Source organism: Streptomyces sp. YIM S03343 (assembly GCF_054729195.1).
In genome coordinates this window covers 4,715,142-4,735,451 of sequence record NZ_JBPUKX010000001.1, presented here as the reverse complement: position 1 = coordinate 4,735,451, position 20,310 = coordinate 4,715,142, and the positions used below count along the sequence as shown (strand labels likewise).

The window sequence follows — 20,310 nt, the reverse complement described above, 5'->3', positions numbered from 1 at the left end:
CCGAAAAAACGGGAGGCGGGCGGCATAAACATGTCGGCTACGATTTCAAGGTTCGTATAGTCAGCGACCCGCGACCTGGGAGCAGCCTCCGATGGCTCGACACCTCATCACCAGCGCCCTTCCGTACATCAACGGGATCAAGCACCTGGGCAACATGGTGGGGTCCATGCTCCCGGCGGACGTGTACTCCCGCTATCTGCGCCAGCGCGGCCACGACGTGCTGTACATCTGCGCGACGGACGAGCACGGCACCCCCGCCGAACTGGCGGCGAAGGAGGCAGGCCTCTCGGTCGCGGAGTTCTGCGCGCAGGCGCACGACGCGCAGAAGGCGGTCTATGACGGCTTCGCGCTCGCGTTCGACTACTTCGGCCGCAGCTCCAGCACGGAGAACGTGGAGATCACCCAGCACTTCGCCCGCCGCCTCAACGAGAACGGCTTCATCGAGGAGCGGGCGATCCGCCAGGTGTACTCGCCCACCGACGGCCGCTTCCTCCCGGACCGCTACGTCGAGGGCACGTGCCCGCACTGCGGCTACGACAAGGCCCGCGGCGACCAGTGCGAGAACTGCACCCGAGTGCTGGACCCCACCGATCTGATCAACCCGCGCTCCGCGATCTCCGGCTCCACGGACCTGGAGGTCAGGGAGACCAAGCACCTCTTCCTGCTCCAGTCGAAGCTGGAGAACGAGGTCCGCGAATGGGTGGCCCGGCACGGCAGGGACTGGCCGCAGCTCGCGTCCTCGATCGCCCACAAGTGGCTCACCGAGGGCCTGCACGACCGCGCGATCACCCGCGACCTGGACTGGGGCGTACCGGTCCCGGCGGACACCTGGCCGGAGCTGGCGGCCGAGGGCAAGGTCTTCTACGTGTGGTTCGACGCGCCGATCGAGTACATCGGGTCGACCAAGGAGTGGGCGGACGCGACCGGCGGCGACTGGAAGTCGTGGTGGTACGACGTCGACACCGAGGTCCGCTACACGCAGTTCATGGCGAAGGACAACGTCCCGTTCCACACGGTGATGTTCCCGGCGACGGAACTGGGCGTACGGGAGCCGTGGAAGAAGGTCGACTACGTCAAGGCGTTCAACTGGCTGACGTACTACGGCGGTAAGTTCTCCACCTCCCAGAAGCGAGGCGTCTTCACCGACCACGCGCTGGAGATCCTCCCGGCGGACTACTGGCGCTACTTCCTGATCGCCAACGCCCCGGAGTCGGACGACTCGTCCTTCACGTGGGAGCACTTCACGGCGACGGTGAACAAGGACCTGGCGGACACGCTGGGCAACTTCGTGAACCGGGTGCTGTCCTTCTCCAAGAAGCGCTTCGGCGACGAGGTCCCGGCGGGCGGCGAGCCCGGCGAGGCGGAGACGAAGCTGGGCGAGCAGATCGCGGAACTCCTCGCCGAGTACGAGTCGCACATGGAGTCTCTCCAGTTCCGCAAGGCGGCGGCAGCGCTGCGCGCCCTGTGGTCGGCGGGCAACTCCTACCTGGAGGAGAAGGCCCCCTGGCTGGAGATCAAGACGGACAAGGACGCCGCAGCCCTCACGCTCCGCACGGCGATGAACCTGATCCACCTGTACGCGGTGGTCTCCGAACCCCTGATCCCGGCGACGTCGGCGGCCATGCGCCAGGCTTTCGCCCTGCCTGACGACACGGCGACCTGGATCACCACCGCCGAAGCAAAGTCCCTCACCACCGTCCCGACGGGCACCCCCTTCACCGTCCCCCCGGTCCTCTTCGCCAAGCTCACGGACGAGGACTTGGAAACGTACAAGGAGCGCTTCGGCGGCCAGGAAGCCTGACGCAGCTGAGCGACCCGTCCTGTAGCGTCGTGAGGCGCAGACCTGGGATGCTGGCGGGCAGAAGATCTCCGCAGGCCGGAGAGAGTGGACCATGGCGTACTCAACTCGCATGGCTGCGGCTCTCTCCGGAGCCACAACCGGGCAGCTACGCTCGTGGCGGCAGGACCGAGGCAATGGGCCTGTCCTCTGCCCTGAGCTGGCAGCCAAGCCCGCCCTTTACTCCTTCCGCGACGTTCTGGCGCTGCGTGCGTTCGCCATCCTTCGGAAGGACGTATCGCTCCAGAAGATCCGCACTGCTCTGGCCACGCTGAAGCAGTTCGGCGAAGTCGAGCACCTGTCCAGCTACTCCCTGGTGGCCGAGGACGACACCATCATCCTCATGGGCGCGCCACATGCAGGAAGGCGTGACGCAAAGACCTCCCCGCCCGGGCAGGGCTTGTTGAGGAACCCACGCGGTGGGTAGAACCCCTGTGCGCGACGGCCCCGGGTGCTCCGGGCCGTCCGGAGCGCCGGTTCTGCGGCCTCCAGGCCGCTCGCGAGTGCGGGCTTCTGGCATGTGGATGGGAGGGGGCGATGTTGGCCGAGGAGAATGCCCGGATTCCCTGGCGGAAGAGCAGTTACAGCAACAATCAAGCTGACGGGACCTGTTGCGAGGTAGCCCTTCTCACGGCGTCCGCATGGGTTCGTGACTCCAAGGCTCCCGATGGTGCGGTACTGCGTTTCTCGTTGCCTGCCTGGCGGGTCGCGGTAGCTTACTTCTGCGGCCAGTAGACCCCCGGAGGGCATCCATGGGCAGTGGTGACGAGGCCCGGCCAGGGCGGAGAGAGTTCATGGGGTACTGCCTTGCCACAGGGCTGGTCGCTGCCGCGGCGGGTGCGGCGGCGTCGCTGCTGGCCGACGGTCTCGTGGGCCGACTGTCCGTATGGGCGCTGGTCCTGACTCTGGTGGCTGCGGGCGCGGGCTGGTGGTGGGCACAGGCGCCCGCTACTGCTCATCGATGGACTGTGGGTCTCTTGGTGCGTCCGGCAGAGAAGGGCGCACCGACTCGAACGCCTTCGCAAACGTCCTGATAAGCAGCGCCGCCGCGCTGAAGGTACCGGCGACACAGGCGGCCGGCGGGATACCCATCCGCACACCGGCGTAGGCGACCATGGTCAGGCAGGCCGAGGAGAACAGCGCCAGGACGGTGAGGTTGCGCAGGATCCGTATCAGGTCATCCGTGTGAGCTCTCCTGCGGCGTATCGCATTGTCCGTGTCGTCATGTCGCAGTCTCCGCAAGCGAGTACAGGCCTCGTCACTGGCCATGCCCTGTGCGGTGAGCACACCGGGCACCGACGGCTCGCGGGCGGGAGCCGTCGGCTGTTCGTCCGTGCCGGGGGAGAGGCCGGCGCCTGACCGTCGGCGCCTTCGCCTCCGTCTCTCGTTCGCCATCGCCTGTCTGCCCCCGTCGATGCCTGGTCGGATATCAGGAACGGTTGACGTTCAGCTGGTCGAGGAGCTCGTCGAGCAGCGCCAGCGACGCGTCCTGTGTCAGAGCCTTGTCGGTGAGGTCCTCGAAGCATTCCTGGTAGCGGGCGACCATCTCGCGGTTGTCCCGGTTGGTCAGTACGCCACCCGGCCCGGAGAGGTACAGCACGTCCTCGTCGTCGCGGTAGCCGAAGAGGACGAAGCTGTTCTCCAAGCTGTCATGGGCGCCGGCGCTGAGCGGCAGGACCTGAAGCCGGATCTTCTCGTCCTCGGTCAGCTGCTTGATGTGCGCCAATTGGTTGCGCATCACGCCGGGGCCGCCCACCAGACGGCGCAGCGCCGACTCGTCCAGGATCATGGTCACGCTGGTGCCGCTGTCCTCCACGACGCGTTCCTGGCGCGCGGTCCTGAGGTCGACGGAACGCCGCACCTGGCTGGCGGAAGGCGACGCGGCGAAGAGCGCGTCGATGTAGTCCACGGTCTGGAGCAGGCCCGGGATGAGAGTCGGGTGATAGGCGCGGATGGAGTCCGCGGCGCTCTCGTAGCCCAGCATCTGGGCGAACGGAGGCGTGATGATGTCGTTGTACTCCGACCACCACGACTGTCCCTTGCTGCCGCGCGCCGCCTGTTCGAGGTCCGCGACGAGGTCCTCGTCGGTGACCTCGTACAGGCGGAGCATCGCCTGGAGGTCGGTGACGGACAGGCTCACCGTGCCGGCCTCGATCCGGATCACCTTTGACAGGGACCAGTCAAGACGGTCGGCGGCCTCGCGTTGCGTCAGGCCCGTCTTGTCGCGCGCTGCCCTCAGTGCCAGTCGGAGCCTGCGGCGGTTGAGGCTGGGGTCGGTAGCGGTCGGCATGGTTCTCCTTCGTGGCGCGCTGACCGCGCCTCAGTGCTACCTGCCACGCGACCACCCGGCCGGGTATGGACGCGAGCACCTGATGGGCGTCGCCCCCTCACCCTATATGCCGATGCGGCGCCTAGCTGATAGCCATAGCCAAGGAGATGGGTTTCGATTAGATGTCACCCGATCGGGCTAGTCGCACCGGCGGGTGTCTATAAATCACCTACCCAAAAGCCATATGTCTAATCGACCGCTCGAACATCCTTAAGGCGGCGTGAGGCACATCACACACCCACATGGTTTCTGCAGCCCCACAAGCCCAAGCCCACATCCCGGCTCACCGTGCCCCGCGCATACACCCACAGCCAGGCACCGACAGCAGCCACCCTGCTCCCCGGCACCCCACACACGACGCTGGGGCCGCCGAGCGCATCGCGCGCCCGGCGGCCCCAGCGGGGGTCGTTGCTCAGCTTGCCGTGGCTGAAGGTGTCGCGCTCGCGGACGGCGCAGGGCCGTTCGTGCCGTCATTCGTCGTGTCCGGGTCCACGCCGACCGTGAGCGAGCCGTGGACGCCTCGCGCGATGTCGTCGTGGTGGTAGCGGAGCTTCAGCAGGCCGCCCTGGGTGCCGGACTGGTCGTAGATGGTGTCCTCGGTGAGGGTCGTACGGGTCTTGGTGTTGGAGGCGTACGGCTCGACCACCGCCGTGGCGAGGACGGCCTCCTCCGCGAAGAAGAACTGGCCGGTGTGGCAGGCGTGGCCGCCCTCGTAACCGGCGTCGGTCCACTCACCGTCCACATGGACCTTGACGTGGATGTGGACGCAGCGGCCCTGGTACCAGCCGGGGAAAATGGTCTTGAAGGTGACATGGCCGTGCCGGTCCGTACGCCAGGTGCCGCGCAGATAGCGGGTGTCGTCGGTGGGGTCCTGGTGGCCGCCGCCACCGCCGCCCGGGCCGCCGGACGGGGGTGCACCTGTCGGGGTGCCGGTCGGTGAGCCCGTCGGGGACGGGCCGCCTCCGCCGTTGCCCTGGGACTCGTAGCCCGAGTACACGCCGCTCGCGTCGCAGTGCCAGATGTCCACCGCGGCGTCGCACAGGGGGCGGCAGGTCTCCGAGTCGATCACTTTCAGGGAGAGGAGGAGGGGGACGCCTTCCCTGTCCTCCGTCACATCTCTGCGGATCTTGTCCGCGTCGATGTAGTACGGGCCCTCCACCGTCTCCGAGGTGAGCCGGTAGCAGAGGTCCGACTCGTCGGCGGACCCGGCGGACCCGGCGGCCCCGGCGGCGGACGCGGGCTGCGGCTGCCGGCGCTCCGCGGCTAACGCGTTCGCCGCGAACGTCGTCGCCAGGGCAGCCGTCGCCGCCGCTCCCGCGCCCACCACCACGACCTTGCGCCGGGTCGGTTCCGAGGCTGCTGATTCGCTGTGTGGTTCCTGGGTTTCCGTCATGACGCCGGGACGTTAGGCAGGAAACCTGTCAGGAGCGTGGGTTTTTGCTGTCAGTCCGGGGATGAAAGAAAAGTGGCTCGGAACCGATCATCGGTTCCGAGCCACTCACTCAACTCGTGCTCTTGCTGCTACTTCGGCTGCGGCTTGCGCACCAGGAGGTGCAGTTCCTTCAGCCGGGTCTCCTCCAGCTCCGTCGGCGCGCCCATCATCAGGTCCTGGGCGTTGCCGTTGAGCGGGAAGGCGATGGTCTCGCGGATGCTCGGCTCGTCGGCCAGCAGCATCACGATGCGGTCGATACCGGGGGCGATGCCGCCGTGCGGCGGGGCGCCGAAGCGGAAGGCGCGCAGCATGCCCGCGAACTTGTCCTCGACCGTCTCCCGGTCGTAGCCCGCGATCTCGAACGCCTTGAGCATGATCTCCGGCTCATGGTTCCGGATCGCGCCGGAGGACAGCTCGACACCGTTGCAGACGATGTCGTACTGCCAGCCCAGGATGTCCAGCGGGTCCTGGGTCTCCAGGGCCTCCAGACCGCCCTGCGGCATGGAGAACGGGTTGTGCGAGAAGTCGATCTTCCCGGTCTCCTCGTCCTTCTCGTACATCGGGAAGTCGACGATCCAGCAGAAGCGGAAGACGCCCTCCTCGAAGTGACCGGCGCGCTTGGCGGCCTCGACCCGCACCGCGCCCATGATCTTCGAGACCTCTTCGAACTCGCCCGCGCCGAAGAACACCGCGTGGCCGGCGGCCAGCGACAGGCGCTTGGTCAGCTCGGCGACGTTCGCCTCGGTGAGGAACTTCGCGATCGGGCCGGTCAGCGAGCCGTCCTCGGCCACCCGCACCCACGCCAGGCCCTTGGCGCCCTGCGACACAGCGAACTCGCCGAGCTGGTCGAAGAACTTGCGGGGCTGGGCTGCGACGTCCGGCACCGCCAGCGCGCGGACGTGCTTGCCGGCGAACGCCTTGAACTCCGAGCCCTCGAAGACGTCGGTGATGTCGACGAGCTCCAGCTTGGCGCGCAGGTCGGGCTTGTCCGAGCCGTACTTCAGCATCGCCTCGCGGAACGGGATGCGGGGGAACGGCGAGGTGACGTGGCGGCCGTCGCCGAACTCCTCGAAGATCTCCGTCATCAGCCGCTCGATCGGCTGGAAGACGTCCTCCTGCTCGACGAAGCTCATCTCGACGTCGAGCTGGTAGAACTCACCGGGCGAGCGGTCGGCGCGGGCGTCCTCGTCACGGAAGCAGGGCGCGATCTGGAAGTAGCGGTCGAAGCCGGAGATCATCAGCAGCTGCTTGAACTGCTGGGGCGCCTGGGGGAGGGCGTAGAACTTGCCCGGGTTCAGCCGGGAGGGCACGACGAAGTCGCGGGCGCCTTCGGGGGAGGTGGCGGACAGGATCGGCGTCGCCATCTCGTTGAAGCCCATCGCCGCCATCTTGTGACGGATCGCGGAGATCACCGACGTACGCAGCAGGATGTTGCGGTGCATGCGCTCACGGCGCAGGTCCAGGAAGCGGTACTCCAGGCGCCGCTCCTCGTTGACCCCGTCCTCGGTGTTGATCGTGAAGGGCAGCGGGGCGGCGGCGCCGAGCACCTCGGTCTCACCGACCTCGATCTCGATCTCACCGGTGGGCAGCTCGGGGTTGACGTTCTCCGTGCCACGGGAGACGACCTTGCCGTCGACCCGGACGACGGTCTCCTTGGAGAGCTTGTCCAGCGCCTCGTAGGCGGCGGTACCCGGGCGGGCGACGAGCTGCGTGATGCCGTAGTGGTCACGCAGATCGATGAAGAGGATGCCGCCCAGGTCGCGCCGATTGTGCAGCCAGCCACTCAGCCGGACGTCGGTCCCGACGTCAGAGGCGCGGAGCTCACCACAGGTGTGGGACCTGTACCGATGCATCGTCTTTCATCCATTCCCAGGCGTGTGCAGTGGGTGTTTCACGTGAAACACCCCCAGCCTACCGGGGTCCCAAAGATCACCTCCCCACCAGTACAGTGCCGGTGACCACTGGCACTCTTCGATCCCGTCTTCTTAAAGTGGGGCAATGCGCACTGGTGAGCCCCTGCCCGCAGAACCCCTGCCCGCAGTGGGGGAAGTCCTGGCCGCCCTCGCCACCGGCGTCTGGCACTGGGACACCGCAGCCGGACTCGTCACGGTCGACACCGAAGCAGCCCGGCTGCTCGGCCTGCCCGCACGCCGGACGGTCCTCACCGAGGCCCAGACCCGGGCGCGCCTCCATCCCGTCGACTGGAACGAGATCACCGGTGTCCTCCGGCTCGCCGTCGCCGAGCACACGCTCGCCGAGGTGCGCGTCAGGATCATGGACGAGCAGGGCCGGATCGTACGGATCGCGCGGAGCCGCTTCAAACCGTCGTTCGACCCGGTGGGCAAGGCGTACGAGGTGATCGGCACCCTCCAGGAGGTCACCGAGCCCTCTCCCGGCACCCCGGCCGGGCGCAGCGCCGTCACCGGGGACTGGCGGCGCTCCCGCGAGGCGTTCCTGCTGGACGCGGGCCGGGCGCTCGCCGAGGCGCGGTCCACCACCGAGGTGTTGCGGGTCGCGGCCGGTCTGTCGATGCCGGGCTTCTCGCCCGAGGGTCTCGCCGTCTTCGGAGTCGATGGCAACCAGCTCACCGTGATAGGCCACCACGGCCAGAAGCCCGGTGACGAGAACCCCTTCATCCATATGTCACTGGCCACCGACTACCCCGCCGCCGAGGTGGTCCGCACCGGCCGGGCCGTCTATCTCTCCTCACCCGAGCAGTACGAGGAGCGCTACCCCCTCACCTGGCCGCTGGCCCGCCGCTTCGGCCGCCGTTCCTGGGCGTTCCTGCCGCTGACCTCGGGCGGCAGGACCATGGGCGCCTGGATGGCGGGCTTCACCTATCCCGTCGCCTTCACCCCTGACGAGCGGTCCGTCCTGACCACCGTGGCCCGGATGCTCGCCCAGGCCCTCTCCCGCGCCGGGGCGGCCGACGCCTCACGGGAGCTGACCGACGGCCTCCAGCGCTCCATGCTGCCCGTCCTGGGCCCGCGGATCCCCGGCATGAACCTCGCCGCCCGCTATATACCCACCGGCGGGGGACTCCAGGTCGGCGGCGACTGGTACGACATGATCCCGCTGCCCGGGGGAGACCGGTTCGCGCTGGTCATCGGCGACGTCCAGGGACACGACGTACGGGCGGCCGGGCTGATGGGCCAGCTGCGGATAGCGCTGCGTGCCTACGCCTCCGAGGGCCACCGCCCCGACGCGGTGCTCGCCCGCGCCTCCCGTTTCCTGCACGGCATCACCGACGGCCCCGGCGCGGACACCGACCCCCGCTTCGCGACCTGCCTGTACGTCGAGGCCGACCCGACGACCGGTGTGCTGGAGATCGCCCGCGCCGGGCATCCCGACCCGGCGGTGCGGATGGCGGACGGCACGGTGCTGACCCGGCCGACGGCGGGCGGGCTGCCGCTCGGCATCGACCCGGACGCCGACTACCCGACCACCCGGCTCTTCCTCGATCCCGGCGAGATCATGCTGATCTGCACCGACGGTCTGATCGAGACCGGCGGCCACGACGTGGAGAGCGGCTGGCGGCGGGTCCGCAAGATCCTGGAGGACCACACCGGCGATCTGGAGACCCTGGCCGACGGCCTGGTCCAGGGAGTGCTCGGACCGTCCTCCCACCACACCACGGGCCCGCTGGCCGACCGCCGCGAGGACGACATCGCTGTCCTGCTGCTGTGCCGGGCGACGCAGGGCTGCGGCTGCGACGGCGCCCTGGCGCTACGGCCCGGTGTGCGCCGCACGATGCTGACGATCGCCCAGGACGAGCCTGAGCGCGTCTCCGAGGCCCGCGAGCAACTGCGCCAGCTCCTGCACGACTGGAGCTCGCCGGAACAGATCGACTCGGCGGTCCTGCTCCTCTCCGAGATGCTCACCAACGTCCTGGTCCACACCGACGCCGACGCCCTCCTCACCGCCGAGGTCTCCGGCGACGTCGGCGAACGCAGCATGCGCATCGAGGTCACCGACACCGGCGACGACCTCCCCCACAGACGCCGCCCGGGCGAACTGGCCTCCTCGGGCCGAGGCCTGCTCCTCGTCGAACTCCTCGCCGACGCCTGGGGGGTCGACCCCCGGGGCGAGGGCAAGAGCATCTGGTTCGAGCTGTACGAGAAGCGCTGACGCGGGCATGGCGCTGCAACGGAGCACAACGGCCGTCACCGATAACGTAGTCGCCCTCAGCGGCTGCAGACGAGGATGCCGCCCAGGCACATGATCTCGAAGGCCCCATGCTGGCCAATGTGATCGACAAGGATCGCGCGGGCCCGCTCAATCGTGGCCTCGAAGGGCACCTCGTGCTGGTCTGCCCACGCCCGGTAGGAGGCCATGTGCGCGATGACCGGGTCGGGATCGTGGACCCTGACGGTGCCGGGCAGCTCGATCGTCTCCACGCGGCCGAACTCCTCCCCCAGGAAGGCCGGGGCCTTCTCCAGGGAGAAGCGGGCGCTGAGCGAGATGCGGGCCGGGCCGTGTCCGGTGCCGAGCACGTCGCCTGCGGCCCGCTGCCACAGATCGTCGAGCTCCGCCTTGTCCCGGTCGCTGTTGGTGGAGGCGATCACGAGCCCGTCACGGGCGACGACGCGAGACAGCTCCCGCACCGCCTGGGGGATATCAGGAACGTGGTACAGCATGTGCAGCGCCAAGGCGGCGTCGACGCTCCCCGTGGCCAACGGCAGGCGGGTGGCATCCGCCACGGCGACCGGGCCAGGGACGCCGGCGAGGATGCCGGGGGCGATGTCCAGGCCGAGCAGGGCCAGGTCGGTCCGGTCCTCGCGAAGCCTCTGAATGAACTTGCCGTTGCCACAGCCAACATCGACCACACGCCCGCGCACGCCGCTGAGTTGCTCGGCGACGATGCCCGGCAGGTCGTAATGGGGCGTCTGCCACTGATAGAGCGACTGGCGGGCGGCCAAGTCCCGGTCGCTGTTGTAAGCGCTACCGGCGAGGCGACTCCGGTCGGTGACAGCAGCATCGTGTGAGGCGGAGAGTTCGGTCACGTCGGCAGCTCCGGTGGGTGGGCGGCGGGTGAGGCCGCGAGGACGGCCGTGTGCTGGAGTCGTTCGCATAGGTGTGCGGCCTGCGCGGCTCCACCGTACTCAGCTCCCCGCCCGCTTGTTCTGCCCACAGGTCGTCACCGACACCGGCGCCAAGCTGTCCAAGTCGCTGATCCGCGAGGGCCGCGTTCCCTTGCCCGAGGGCGCGGCTGACTGGATGCTCGACACCCGACAATGGCCCGGCACCATCACGGAGTACGCCGAGCAACTGCTGGCCATGACCGATACCTTGCTGTCCGACCCCCGCCACTTCTTCCGCGCGTACTCGGCCGCCGAGATCGGCCGCATGATGACCGCACCAGCCGCCAGGAGCATTCCCGCCCCATGACCGACACCACCGCTCGCGTCCACGAGCTCAATCTCTACCGCCAGTACTTCGACCTCGTCGCCGCGGGCACCAAGACCATCGAGGTACGGGTGAAATACCCGCACCTCGCCGACCTCGCCGCTGGCGACGTAATCCGCTTCCGCATCAAAGGCACTAACGAGACCTGTGAGGTCAAGGTCAAGCGGGTCACCGAGTACCCCGGCTTCGAGGCCCTGCTCGACGGCGAGGGGCCGGCCAACATCAATCCGACCGCCACCCGCGATCAGCAGCTCACCAACATCCGCACCATTTACCCGCCGGAGAAGGAAGCCCTCGGCGCCCTCGCCATCGAGATGACTCGCGCATAAGGGCGCAAGCTCAGTGGACGCGTCCGGTAGAAGCTGGGTCCGCTTGGTATGGGCAGGGGAACTCAGCTCTGCGACCGTCGTCGCCAGTGCCGCTCTCCGCTGCTCGATCTCCGCCCACACCTCCCGACGAAGCCGGAGCTGATAGCGGTTGAGCGTCTCCATGGCATACCGGGCTCTGCTGCCCGGCTACCGCGAGATCCTGGCCGTCTTCGAGCGAACGGGGACGGGCTACGCGCCAGGGTCGTCTGTCGCACCCTCGGCACCGGCACCGAGCCGTGGCACACCGAAGGCATGTGCACCAAGCTGAAACGCCTGGTCAACCGCAGCATCCTCAGCGAAGCCGAGCCCGGCCTGTTCACCCTCACCCCACCAACACCCACTGCTCACGCACCCGCGCGTGTGGTCGTGCCGCCCCCTCCGAGAGAGGGCTGGACAACCCTGCAGCATGGACCGTCGACACCCTCGTCGGCTTCACCCGCACCCAGCTGAAGCGAATGCAGTTCGGCCCGCCCTCGTCGACGGCCTCATCACCGAGGCTGGCCTCACCTGGGCACTATCATGAGGCCACCCCGAAGCGAAGACCTCATTTGCGTCGTCAAGAGTGCCGTCTTGTCCACGAAACGACAGGTCAGGGAGCAGCCGGTTGGGGAACGCCGGGAGTGGGACCGAAAAATGATTCAAGCTGTGCAGCGCAGGGTCTTTGACGTACCATCATCGACGTGATTAATCTCCAACCTGGTGAAGTATGGTTAGATCATCGCGGTGATCCAACCATTATTCTGGGGCAACCACATCCTGATCCACTGTTGTCTATTCAGATGGTGGACACTGCACACCTCAGCCCTGGGGTTTCTGATGATCAATGGGCAGTCTCGGTGCCTCGCACTGTCGACAATGGCCTTGACGAGGACATGTTCGTAAACTGCCGAGCCCTTATGGCGGTCGAGCCTAAAGCGCTTGAGGTTAAGGTTGGATTCGTCCACCTGAACATCATTGACAAAATCAACGATACCGCCGCCGAGATGTATTCGAGGAAAGCGGCGAACGAACAGAATAACCGGTTCAAGCGCCGAGAAGTGATCAAGTTCGACTACGACATTGCGCTTTCCTTCTCGGGCGCAGATCGTCATTGGGCGAGTCGCATTGCTGACGCCCTCCACAGTCATGATATTCGGGTCTTCTACGATGAGTACGAGAAGGCGGATCTGTGGGGGAAGGATCTCGTACAACACCTTGACGAGGTATACCGTCTCCGCGCCCGGTACTGCATCCCAATCGTATCGGCGAACTACGCATCAGGTATCTGGACTAACCATGAACTCAAGAGCGCCTTGGCCCGTTCGATTACTCAGAATGAAGAGTATCTCCTCCCGGTGAGACTCGATAACACAACACTACCCGGCCTCCGTCCGACTGTCGCATATCAGGTGATCGAGACGGAAGAGGATGTCGAGTTAATTACGATGATGACCCTAAGGAAGTTGAATAGGCGGAATTTAATCAACTATGCCGAATTCTCCGCCAAATGGGTCCAGAATATCGTAGATATCAATCGCTCCTGGAACCTCGACTGTCTAGCTTTCTGCATCGATCAGAGATATCTCCTAAGTGAAAAAGGCGATGAATATCGAGTGGGGATAAGCTACGGGGTCAACACGACATCCCCTCGTTTTGGTTTGTTGCAGCCCTCCGAACAAGAGGGTGAAAATGTCTTCGGCCTTCATGCGATAGCAGTAACCGGAGAGAATCGACTAAATTTGTGGGATGAGTGGCTGAATTCACTGCCAGCAGTTACGTGCGACCGGCTGGAACACGCGGTTAAGGCGGCATTCGAAGCATTGGCATCCATTGATGACGCGCAATATTCACTTCTTGCGTCTTGTGATGTGACCGCTGAGGGACTGTACGTCTCTTCGAGATACCTACTAGACGAGTTCGACATCTCCTAACAAATTCGGGTAGTAGGCCTATGAGAAAGCATCGGGAGTGACAGCGACGGTTGCGCTACCTTCATGGCGCTACCCGCAGACAAAGCGGATCAGACTGCGGCATTCCCCCAGGAGGCCCCCGAACCAGACCAAAGCCTCACCGCTACGAAGCATGACATCACTGGCATAGCAGCCAGACAACGATCCCAAAGCCAGCCAGCATCAGCGGCGCGTGTACCGGAGCCACCGCCCATGAGCGCATATCTGGCTTGTCAGGCCAATAGTTCGCCCTGGCACCGGCTGGCGAAGCGAGGGTGGGGTTCGCAGAAAACGCTGGGATAGGACGCCCGGCTGCCACCTCGTCATACAGCTTGCGGAAGGCGCGCTCCTGCCTGAGGTAGTTGGCATCGAGGACACCGAAGACGAGTACTGCCAGGCAGCCGAGCAATGCCACCAGAAGCGACTTACCAGTGATCGCATAGCCGTAGGTGAGCGTCACGATCGGAAGCAGCCCCTGCTTGAACCCGGCGTCCACCCAGCTCTTGGTCACCGTGGGTGCGGTGGCTGCAACCTCGTCCAGCAGGGCGATGCCGATCGCGTTGTCGTGCACGCTCGCGGCGGTCACGACCACGGCAATGATCAGGCCGAGGACGTCGGTGGCGATGCCCCGCTTGCGGCCCGGGCTCTTCTTACCGGGATCCAGCCCGGTCGTGTCCTTTCGGCGCGTTTACCGAGGCCCGTACCGTCTCCGAAGTCCAGGACGACGGCGGTCGGATCCTCGTGCCGCTTGCGCATTTCACGGGCCTGCCGGCGCAACAGGTCGTGGATGGTCTCGGCGGTGCCGTCGTCGCGCCACAGGGCGAAGTAGTAGTACACCGCGCTCTTCGGCGGCAGGTCGCGCTGCAGGCAGCGCCACTGGCAGCCGGTGCGGGCCTGGCAGAGGATCGCGTTAACATCTCCCGCATCATGTACTGGCCCGCGTGCCCGCTGGCCGAGGGGTGCCTCGCCTTCCAGGCCGTGATGACCGACCGGATCAGCTCCCATGCCTCATCCGGCAGATCACTCGGGTACGGCTGGCGCCCGCTCACGACTCCCAGCAGACCGCACCACCGGCAGATCGTGAAGTCCCGGAACCGGACAGCTCACACTCAAGCGCAACGAGGACCGCCGAACGCTCGCAGAACACCCGCCAAGAGGGACTGAACCAGTCAGCAAGCGCGGACGAGCCCCGTCCATGTCTAGACCGGACTCGTCCGCACGTGGTCCCAGCGAGCCCTACAGTCCGCCCTCGGACATCCCGTGGACCGCCGGGATCGTGCCGAGGCGGCCCTTCTGGTAGTCCTCGAAGGCCTGCATCAGTTCTTCCTTGGTGTTCATGACGAACGGGCCGTAGTGGACCATCGGTTCGCGGATCGGGCGGCCGCCCAGGAGGACGACCTCCAGGTCCGGGGTGTGGGAGTCCTGCTGCTCGTCCGCTCGGACCGTCAGCGAGGAACCCGCGCCGAAGACGGCCGCCTGACCCATGTGGACCGGGCGGCGCTCGGCGCCGACCGACCCCTTGCCCGCGAGGACGTAGGCCAGGCCGTTGAAGTCCTCACGCCAGGGCAGGGTGATCTCCGCACCCGGGGCGAGGGTGGCGTGGAGCATCATGATCGGGGTGTGGGTGATACCGGGACCCTCGTGGCCGTCCAGCTCACCGGCGATGACACGCAGCAGCGCGCCGCCGTCGGGGGAGGTGAGGAGTTGGACCTGGCCGCCGCGGATGTCCTGGTAGCGGGGCGCCATCATCTTGTCCTCGGCCGGGAGGTTCACCCACAGCTGGAGGCCGTGGAAGAGACCGCCGGACATGACGAGGTGCTCCGGCGGCGCCTCGATGTGCAGGATGCCGCCACCCGCCGTCATCCACTGGGTGTCGCCGTTGGTGATGGTGCCGCCACCACCGTTGGAGTCCTGGTGGTCGAAGATGCCGTCGATGATGTACGTGACGGTCTCGAAGCCCCGGTGCGGATGCCACGGGGTGCCTTTCGGCTCCCCGGGCTGGTACTCCACCTCGCCCATCTGGTCCATCATGATGAACGGGTCGAGGTGGCGGTAGTGGATACCGGCGAAGGCCCGGCGCACCGGGAAACCCTCGCCCTCGAATCCGCTCGGCGCGGTCGTGACGCCGAGCACGGGACGGGCCACGGCGTCCGCCGGGGCGGTGACGCGGGGCAGGGTCAGCGGGTTCTCGACAGTGACTGCGGGCATGTCGGTTACCTCCTTGTGCGGCCATTTTAGTTGAGCATTGAACTTTCTGCCACCCAGAACACAAGGAGCCCGGAGGGCATTCCCTCCGGGCTCCAACCACGCCAGACGGCCACGTCAGACGGCTTCGCCGGCCGTCTGCGAAGCAATGACGTCTAGCCGTACATACGGCGCATGGCGAACTCCACCATCTGCTCCACCGACTTCGCGTCGAAGACGATCCGGTGCTCGCCCTCCATGTCGAGGACGAAGCCGTAGCCGGTCGGCAGCAGGTCGATCACCTCGGCGCCGGTGATCACGAAGTACTTGGATTCCTTGCCCGCATACCGGCGCAGTTCCTTCAGCGAGGTGAACATCGGGATCACCGGCTGCTGGGTGTTGTGCAGGGCGAGGAAGCCCGGGTTGTCACCGCGTGGGCAGTAGACCTTGGAGGTCGCGAACATCTGCTGGAAGTCCTCGGCGGTCAGCTGCCCGGTGGTGAAGGCGCGCACCGCGTCCGCGAGCGAGGGCGGGGACGGCTCGGGGTACAGCGGCGGCTGCTGGCCGTAGCCGCCCATCCCGCCGGCCATGTGCTGCTGCTGCGGCGGAACGTACCCCTGCTGCGCGGAACCGACGTCGGTCGGCTGACCGTATCCGTACATGGGCGCAAGCGTACCGAGCCGTCCGCCCGGATGGTGCGGGGGCGGTGCGCCGGTCGGCCCCGGAGCACGGATCCAACGGCCCTTGAAAGTACGGGGTTGCGTCTTATTACCGACGGGTAGCATCATCGTAGCCGTAGCTACCAGTCGGTACGTGAACCAGTGCGAGGATCCAGTGCCTCGCCCGATCTCTCTACGGAGCCATCGCCATGGGGCACTACAAGTCGAACCTCCGCGACATCGAGTTCAACCTCTTCGAAGTGCTGGGCCGGGACAAGCTGTACGGCACCGGGCCCTTCGAGGAGATGGACACCGAGACCGCGAAAAGCGTGCTCGAGGAGCTGACCCGTCTCGCGGAGAACGAGCTGGCGGAGTCCTTCGCCGACGCCGACCGCAACCCGCCTGTCTTCGACCCGGAGACGAACACCGCGCCGGTCCCGGCGTCCTTCAAGAAGAGCTACCGCGCGTTCATGGACTCGGAGTACTGGCGTCTCGGCCTGCCCGAGGAGATCGGCGGCACCACCGCCCCGCCCTCGCTGATCTGGGCGTACGCGGAACTGGTCCTCGGCGCGAACCCGGCCCTGTGGATGTACTCCTCCGGCCCCGCCTTCGCCCGCATCCTCTTCGAGGAGGGCACCGAGGAGCAGAAGAAGGCCGCCCAGGTCGCCGTGGAGAGGACCTGGGGGTCGACCATGGTGCTCACCGAGCCGGACGCCGGTTCGGACGTCGGCGCGGGCCGCACCCGGGCGGTGAAGCAGGACGACGGCTCCTGGCACATCGAGGGCGTCAAGCGCTTCATCACCTCCGGTGAGCACGACATGGAGGAGAACATCCTCCACTACGTCCTCGCCCGTCCCGAGGGCGCCGGTCCCGGCACCAAGGGGCTGTCCCTCTTCCTCGTCCCGAAGTACCTCTTCGACTTCGAGACCGGCGAGCTGGGCGAGCGCAACGGCGTCTACGCCACCAACGTCGAGCACAAGATGGGCCTCAAGGCGTCCAACACCTGCGAGATGACCTTCGGCGACCGGCACCCGGCCAAGGGCTGGCTGATCGGCGACCGGCACGACGGCATCCGCCAGATGTTCCGGATCATCGAGTTCGCCCGCATGATGGTCGGCACGAAGGCCATCTCCACCCTCTCGACCGGCTACCTCAACGCGCTGGAGTACGCCAAGGAGCGCGTCCAGGGTCCCGACCTGGCGAACTTCATGGACAAGTCCGCGCCCAAGGTCACCATCACCCACCACCCCGATGTGCGCCGCTCGCTGATGACGCAGAAGGCGTACGCCGAGGGCATGCGCGCCCTGGTGCTGCACACCGCCTCCGTCCAGGACGCGATCGCGGTCAAGGAAGCCGCCGGCGAGGACGCCTCCGCCGAGCACGCCCTCAACGACCTGCTCCTGCCGATCGTCAAGGGCTACGGCTCCGAGAAGGGCTACGAGCAGCTCGCCCAGTCGCTCCAGACCTTCGGCGGCTCCGGCTTCCTCCAGGAGTACCCGATCGAGCAGTACATCCGGGACGCCAAGATCGACACCCTCTACGAGGGCACCACCGCGATCCAGGGCCAGGACTACTTCTTCCGGAAGATCGTCCGCAACCAGGGCGCCGCGCTGAACTCCCTCGCCGAGGACATCAAGAAGTTCCTCGCCCTCGGCACCGGCGGCGAGCAGCTGTCCGGCGCCCGCGACCACCTCGCCAAGGCGGCCGTGGAGCTGGAGGCGATCGTCGGTCTGATGCTGACCGACCTCGCGGCCACCGAGCAGGACGTCAGGAACATCTACCGGTGCGGGCTCAACACCACCCGCCTGCTGATGGCCTCCGGTGACGTCGTCGTCGGCTATCTGCTGCTGCGCGGCGCGGCCGTCGCCGCCGACAAGCTGGAGACCGCGGCCGGCAAGGACAGGGCCTTCTACACCGGCAAGATCGCGGCGGCGAAGTTCTTCGCGGCCACCGTCCTGCCCGGCGTCACCCTCGCCCGCAAGCTCGCCGAGAACATCGACCTGGACCTGATGGACCTGGACGAGGCCGCGTTCTAGGGGCCGCGCTGAGGGCCGCGCTCTAGGGGCCGCGTTCCCGATCAGCGGTGCAGGAGTACATGGCGGGGGCACGTGCACCCCCGCCATGTACTTCGTACGTTGTAAGGACATGTACCGCCCCCATACGGTGCGGCCCGTGCCAAGCACGGAGAAACCCCGCACCGTCCGCCGAGGGCCCGCTCCCAACAACAGGGAGCGGGCCCTGGTCCGTCGTTAAGGTGAACCCATGAGACCGAGCTCCCGCTTCGACCGAGGCCACACCGACGACCTCATGTCCTTCCTGGCATCGAGCCCGTCGCCGTACCACGCCGCGGCGAACACCGCCGAGCGGCTGGAGAAGGCCGGATTCCGGCATGTCGCCGAGACGGACGCCTGGGACGGGACGAGCGGCGGCAAGTACGTGCTGCGCGGCGGGGCGATCATCGCCTGGTACGTCCCGGAGGGCGCGGACCCCCACACCCCGTTCCGCATCATCGGCGCGCACACCGACTCGCCGAACCTGCGGGTCAAGCCGCTGCCGGACACCGGCGCGCACGGCTGGCGCCAGGTGGCCGTGGAGATCTACGGCGGACCGCTGCTGAACTCGTGGCTCGACCGCGATCTGGGGCTGGCGGGGCGGCTCACCCTGCGGGACGGCTCGACCCGGCTGGTCAATGTCGACCGGCCGCTGATGCGGGTGCCGCAGCTCGCCATCCATCTGGATCGCTCGGTCTCCTCCGAGGGTCTCAAGCTGGACAAGCAGCGCCATCTCCAGCCGGTGTGGGGACTCGGCCGCGATGTGCGCGACGGTGATCTCATCGGCTTCCTGGAGGCCGAAGCGGGTCTGGCGCCCGGCGAGGTCACCGGCTGGGACCTGATGGTCCACGCCGTGGAGGCCCCGGCCTACCTGGGCCGCGACCGGGAACTGGTAGCAGGCCCGCGCATGGACAACCTGCTCTCCGTGCACGCCGGGCTCGCCGCGCTGACCGCTGCGGCCGGTGCCGACGGCACTCCCTGCATCCCGGTGCTGGCCGCGTTCGACCACGAGGAGAACGGCTCGCAGTCCGACACCGGTGCGGACGGACCGCTGCTGGGCAACGTGCTGGAGCGCTCGGTGTTCGCGCGCGGCGGCTCGTACGAGGACCGGGCCCGCGCCTTCGCGGGCAGCGTCTGCCTGTCCTCCGACACCGGCCACGCGGTGCACCCCAACTATGCGGAGCGGCACGACCCGACGCACCACCCCCGGGTCAACGGCGGTCCGATCCTGAAGGTGAACGTCAACAACCGCTACGCCACCGACGGCACCGGCCGCGCGATCTTCGCCGCCGCCTGCGAGGCCGCCGGTGTGCCGTTCCAGTCGTTCGTCTCCAACAACTCGATGCCCTGCGGCACCACGATCGGCCCGATCACCGCGGCCCGGCACGGCATCCGCACCGTGGACATCGGCGTGGCGATCCTGTCGATGCACAGCGCCCGCGAACTGTGCGGCGCGGACGACCCGTACCTGCTGGCGGGCGCCTTGGCGGCGTTCCTGGAGAGCTGACGCCCGTCGTGCCTGTGGGCCTATCGGCCTATCCGCGGCGTCGCGTCGCGTCGCCGCGGGAAGGCGTACGTCCATGAGATTCCTGGTACGCGACCGGATCCTCGGCATCGGCGAGGACTACTGGATCGAGGACGAGCACGGCACGAGGGTGTTCCTCGTCGACGGCAAGGCGATGCGCCTGCGGGACACCTTCGAACTCAAGGACGCGAGCGGACGCGTCCTCATCGACATCCACCAGAAGATGTTCGCCCTTCGCGACACGATGGTGATCGAACGGGACGGCGCCCCGCTCGCCCGTATCCGGCGCAAACGGCTGTCCCTGCTGCGCAACCACTACAAGGTCGCCCTCGCCGACGGCACCGAACTCGACGTCAGCGGCAAGGTCCTGGACCGCGAGTTCGCCGTCGAGCACGAGGGCGAACTGCTCGCCGTGATCTCCCGGCGGTGGCTAAGTCTGCGGGACACCTACGGCGTGGACGTCGTACGGGACGACACGGACCCGGCGCTGCTGATCTCGGTGGCGGTGTGCGTGATCCACATGGCGGACAAGGACCGGGGCAGGGACTGAAAGCCGGAAGCGAGGGCCGGAACCGAGGGCAGGGACCGAGG

The 20,310-nt window shown here is 67.2% G+C and carries 18 protein-coding genes and 1 pseudogene; 10 read left to right on the top strand and 9 right to left on the bottom strand.

All coding sequences use genetic code 11. The annotated features are described in order from the left end of the window. Nucleotides 1-91 precede the first annotated feature (91 nt). The 3 genes from metG to ACSYGN_RS20390 all read left to right on the top strand — a co-directional run bounded on the left by metG (nucleotide 92) and on the right by ACSYGN_RS20390 (nucleotide 2,572). Nucleotides 92-1,801: a methionine--tRNA ligase gene (gene metG / locus ACSYGN_RS20400; RefSeq protein WP_460397663.1), complete on the top strand. Its 1,710-nt coding sequence runs from the start codon at nucleotides 92-94 to the stop codon at nucleotides 1,799-1,801. Nucleotides 1,802-1,910: 109 nt separating this feature from the next. Beyond that, entirely contained in the window at nucleotides 1,911-2,264 is a 354-nt protein-coding gene (locus tag ACSYGN_RS20395; RefSeq protein ID WP_460397661.1) for a hypothetical protein, read from the top strand. 110 nt (nucleotides 2,265-2,374) lie between these two features. Continuing rightward, nucleotides 2,375-2,572, top strand: coding sequence for a DUF397 domain-containing protein (locus ACSYGN_RS20390; RefSeq protein ID WP_460397659.1), 198 nt, complete (start codon nucleotides 2,375-2,377; stop codon nucleotides 2,570-2,572). A gap of 213 nt (nucleotides 2,573-2,785) precedes the next feature. On the opposite strand, the gene ACSYGN_RS20385 is transcribed toward ACSYGN_RS20390, so the two are convergent. From ACSYGN_RS20385 to aspS, 4 genes are all read right to left on the bottom strand, one after another. After that, the gene (locus ACSYGN_RS20385; protein ID WP_460397657.1) at nucleotides 2,786-3,106 is read right to left on the bottom strand and encodes a hypothetical protein; all 321 of its coding nucleotides are present in this window, start codon (nucleotides 3,104-3,106) and stop codon (nucleotides 2,786-2,788) included. Between the two features lie 160 nt (nucleotides 3,107-3,266). Continuing rightward, on the bottom strand, nucleotides 3,267-4,127 hold the full coding sequence (locus ACSYGN_RS20380) for a helix-turn-helix domain-containing protein (RefSeq protein ID WP_460397655.1): 861 nt from the start codon (nucleotides 4,125-4,127) through the stop codon (nucleotides 3,267-3,269). Between the two features lie 451 nt (nucleotides 4,128-4,578). Beyond that, nucleotides 4,579-5,559, bottom strand: coding sequence for an intradiol ring-cleavage dioxygenase (locus ACSYGN_RS20375; protein ID WP_460397653.1), 981 nt, complete (start codon nucleotides 5,557-5,559; stop codon nucleotides 4,579-4,581). A 128-nt stretch (nucleotides 5,560-5,687) separates the two neighbouring features. Beyond that, nucleotides 5,688-7,451 (bottom strand): aspartate--tRNA ligase, encoded by a 1,764-nt coding sequence (gene aspS / locus ACSYGN_RS20370; RefSeq protein ID WP_460397651.1) that lies wholly within the window; start codon nucleotides 7,449-7,451, stop codon nucleotides 5,688-5,690. Between the two features lie 145 nt (nucleotides 7,452-7,596). Between aspS and ACSYGN_RS20365 the strand changes: the two genes are divergently transcribed. Next, nucleotides 7,597-9,726 (top strand): ATP-binding SpoIIE family protein phosphatase, encoded by a 2,130-nt coding sequence (locus ACSYGN_RS20365; RefSeq protein ID WP_460397649.1) that lies wholly within the window; start codon nucleotides 7,597-7,599, stop codon nucleotides 9,724-9,726. Between the two features lie 56 nt (nucleotides 9,727-9,782). Here the strand turns inward: ACSYGN_RS20365 and ACSYGN_RS20360 are convergent, their stop codons facing one another. Further along, on the bottom strand, nucleotides 9,783-10,601 hold the full coding sequence (locus tag ACSYGN_RS20360; RefSeq protein WP_460397647.1) for a class I SAM-dependent methyltransferase: 819 nt from the start codon (nucleotides 10,599-10,601) through the stop codon (nucleotides 9,783-9,785). A gap of 88 nt (nucleotides 10,602-10,689) precedes the next feature. Between ACSYGN_RS20360 and ACSYGN_RS20355 the strand changes: the two are divergent. The 3 genes and pseudogenes from ACSYGN_RS20355 to ACSYGN_RS20345 all read left to right on the top strand — a co-directional run. Further along, nucleotides 10,690-10,986: pseudogene (locus tag ACSYGN_RS20355) on the top strand (hypothetical protein); the annotation flags it as partial. Further along, nucleotides 10,983-11,333: an ASCH domain-containing protein gene (locus ACSYGN_RS20350; protein WP_460397645.1), complete on the top strand. Its 351-nt coding sequence runs from the start codon at nucleotides 10,983-10,985 to the stop codon at nucleotides 11,331-11,333. The pseudogene ACSYGN_RS20355 and the gene ACSYGN_RS20350, both read left to right, overlap by 4 nt. An 821-nt stretch (nucleotides 11,334-12,154) precedes the next feature. Then, nucleotides 12,155-13,282, top strand: coding sequence for a TIR domain-containing protein (locus ACSYGN_RS20345; protein ID WP_460397643.1), 1,128 nt, complete (start codon nucleotides 12,155-12,157; stop codon nucleotides 13,280-13,282). 157 nt (nucleotides 13,283-13,439) lie between these two features. Here the strand turns inward: ACSYGN_RS20345 and ACSYGN_RS20340 are convergent, their stop codons facing one another. From ACSYGN_RS20340 to ACSYGN_RS20325, 4 genes are all read right to left on the bottom strand, one after another. After that, a complete protein-coding gene (locus ACSYGN_RS20340; RefSeq protein ID WP_460403598.1) occupies nucleotides 13,440-13,925 on the bottom strand; it encodes a hypothetical protein in 486 nt (161 codons plus the stop codon). Next, a complete protein-coding gene (locus ACSYGN_RS20335) occupies nucleotides 13,901-14,305 on the bottom strand; it encodes a transposase (RefSeq protein WP_460397641.1) in 405 nt (134 codons plus the stop codon). Before ACSYGN_RS20335 ends, ACSYGN_RS20340 begins: the two co-directional genes overlap by 25 nt. A 231-nt stretch (nucleotides 14,306-14,536) precedes the next feature. Next, nucleotides 14,537-15,508, bottom strand: a complete 972-nt coding sequence (locus tag ACSYGN_RS20330; RefSeq protein WP_460397639.1) for a pirin family protein — start codon at nucleotides 15,506-15,508, stop codon at nucleotides 14,537-14,539. A gap of 152 nt (nucleotides 15,509-15,660) precedes the next feature. Then, on the bottom strand, nucleotides 15,661-16,146 hold the full coding sequence (locus ACSYGN_RS20325; protein ID WP_460397637.1) for an SseB family protein: 486 nt from the start codon (nucleotides 16,144-16,146) through the stop codon (nucleotides 15,661-15,663). A 206-nt stretch (nucleotides 16,147-16,352) separates the two neighbouring features. On the opposite strand from ACSYGN_RS20325, the gene ACSYGN_RS20320 reads away from it, so the two are divergent. The 3 genes from ACSYGN_RS20320 (at nucleotide 16,353) to ACSYGN_RS20310 (ending at nucleotide 20,269) form a co-directional block, all read left to right on the top strand. Beyond that, nucleotides 16,353-18,179 (top strand): acyl-CoA dehydrogenase, encoded by a 1,827-nt coding sequence (locus ACSYGN_RS20320; protein WP_460397635.1) that lies wholly within the window; start codon nucleotides 16,353-16,355, stop codon nucleotides 18,177-18,179. Nucleotides 18,180-18,405: 226 nt separating this feature from the next. Further along, complete coding sequence (locus ACSYGN_RS20315) at nucleotides 18,406-19,701, top strand: M18 family aminopeptidase (RefSeq protein ID WP_460397633.1); 1,296 nt, start codon at nucleotides 18,406-18,408, stop codon at nucleotides 19,699-19,701. A 73-nt stretch (nucleotides 19,702-19,774) separates the two neighbouring features. Then, nucleotides 19,775-20,269, top strand: coding sequence for an LURP-one-related/scramblase family protein (locus ACSYGN_RS20310; protein ID WP_460397631.1), 495 nt, complete (start codon nucleotides 19,775-19,777; stop codon nucleotides 20,267-20,269). The last annotated feature ends 41 nt before the right edge of the window (nucleotides 20,270-20,310 follow it).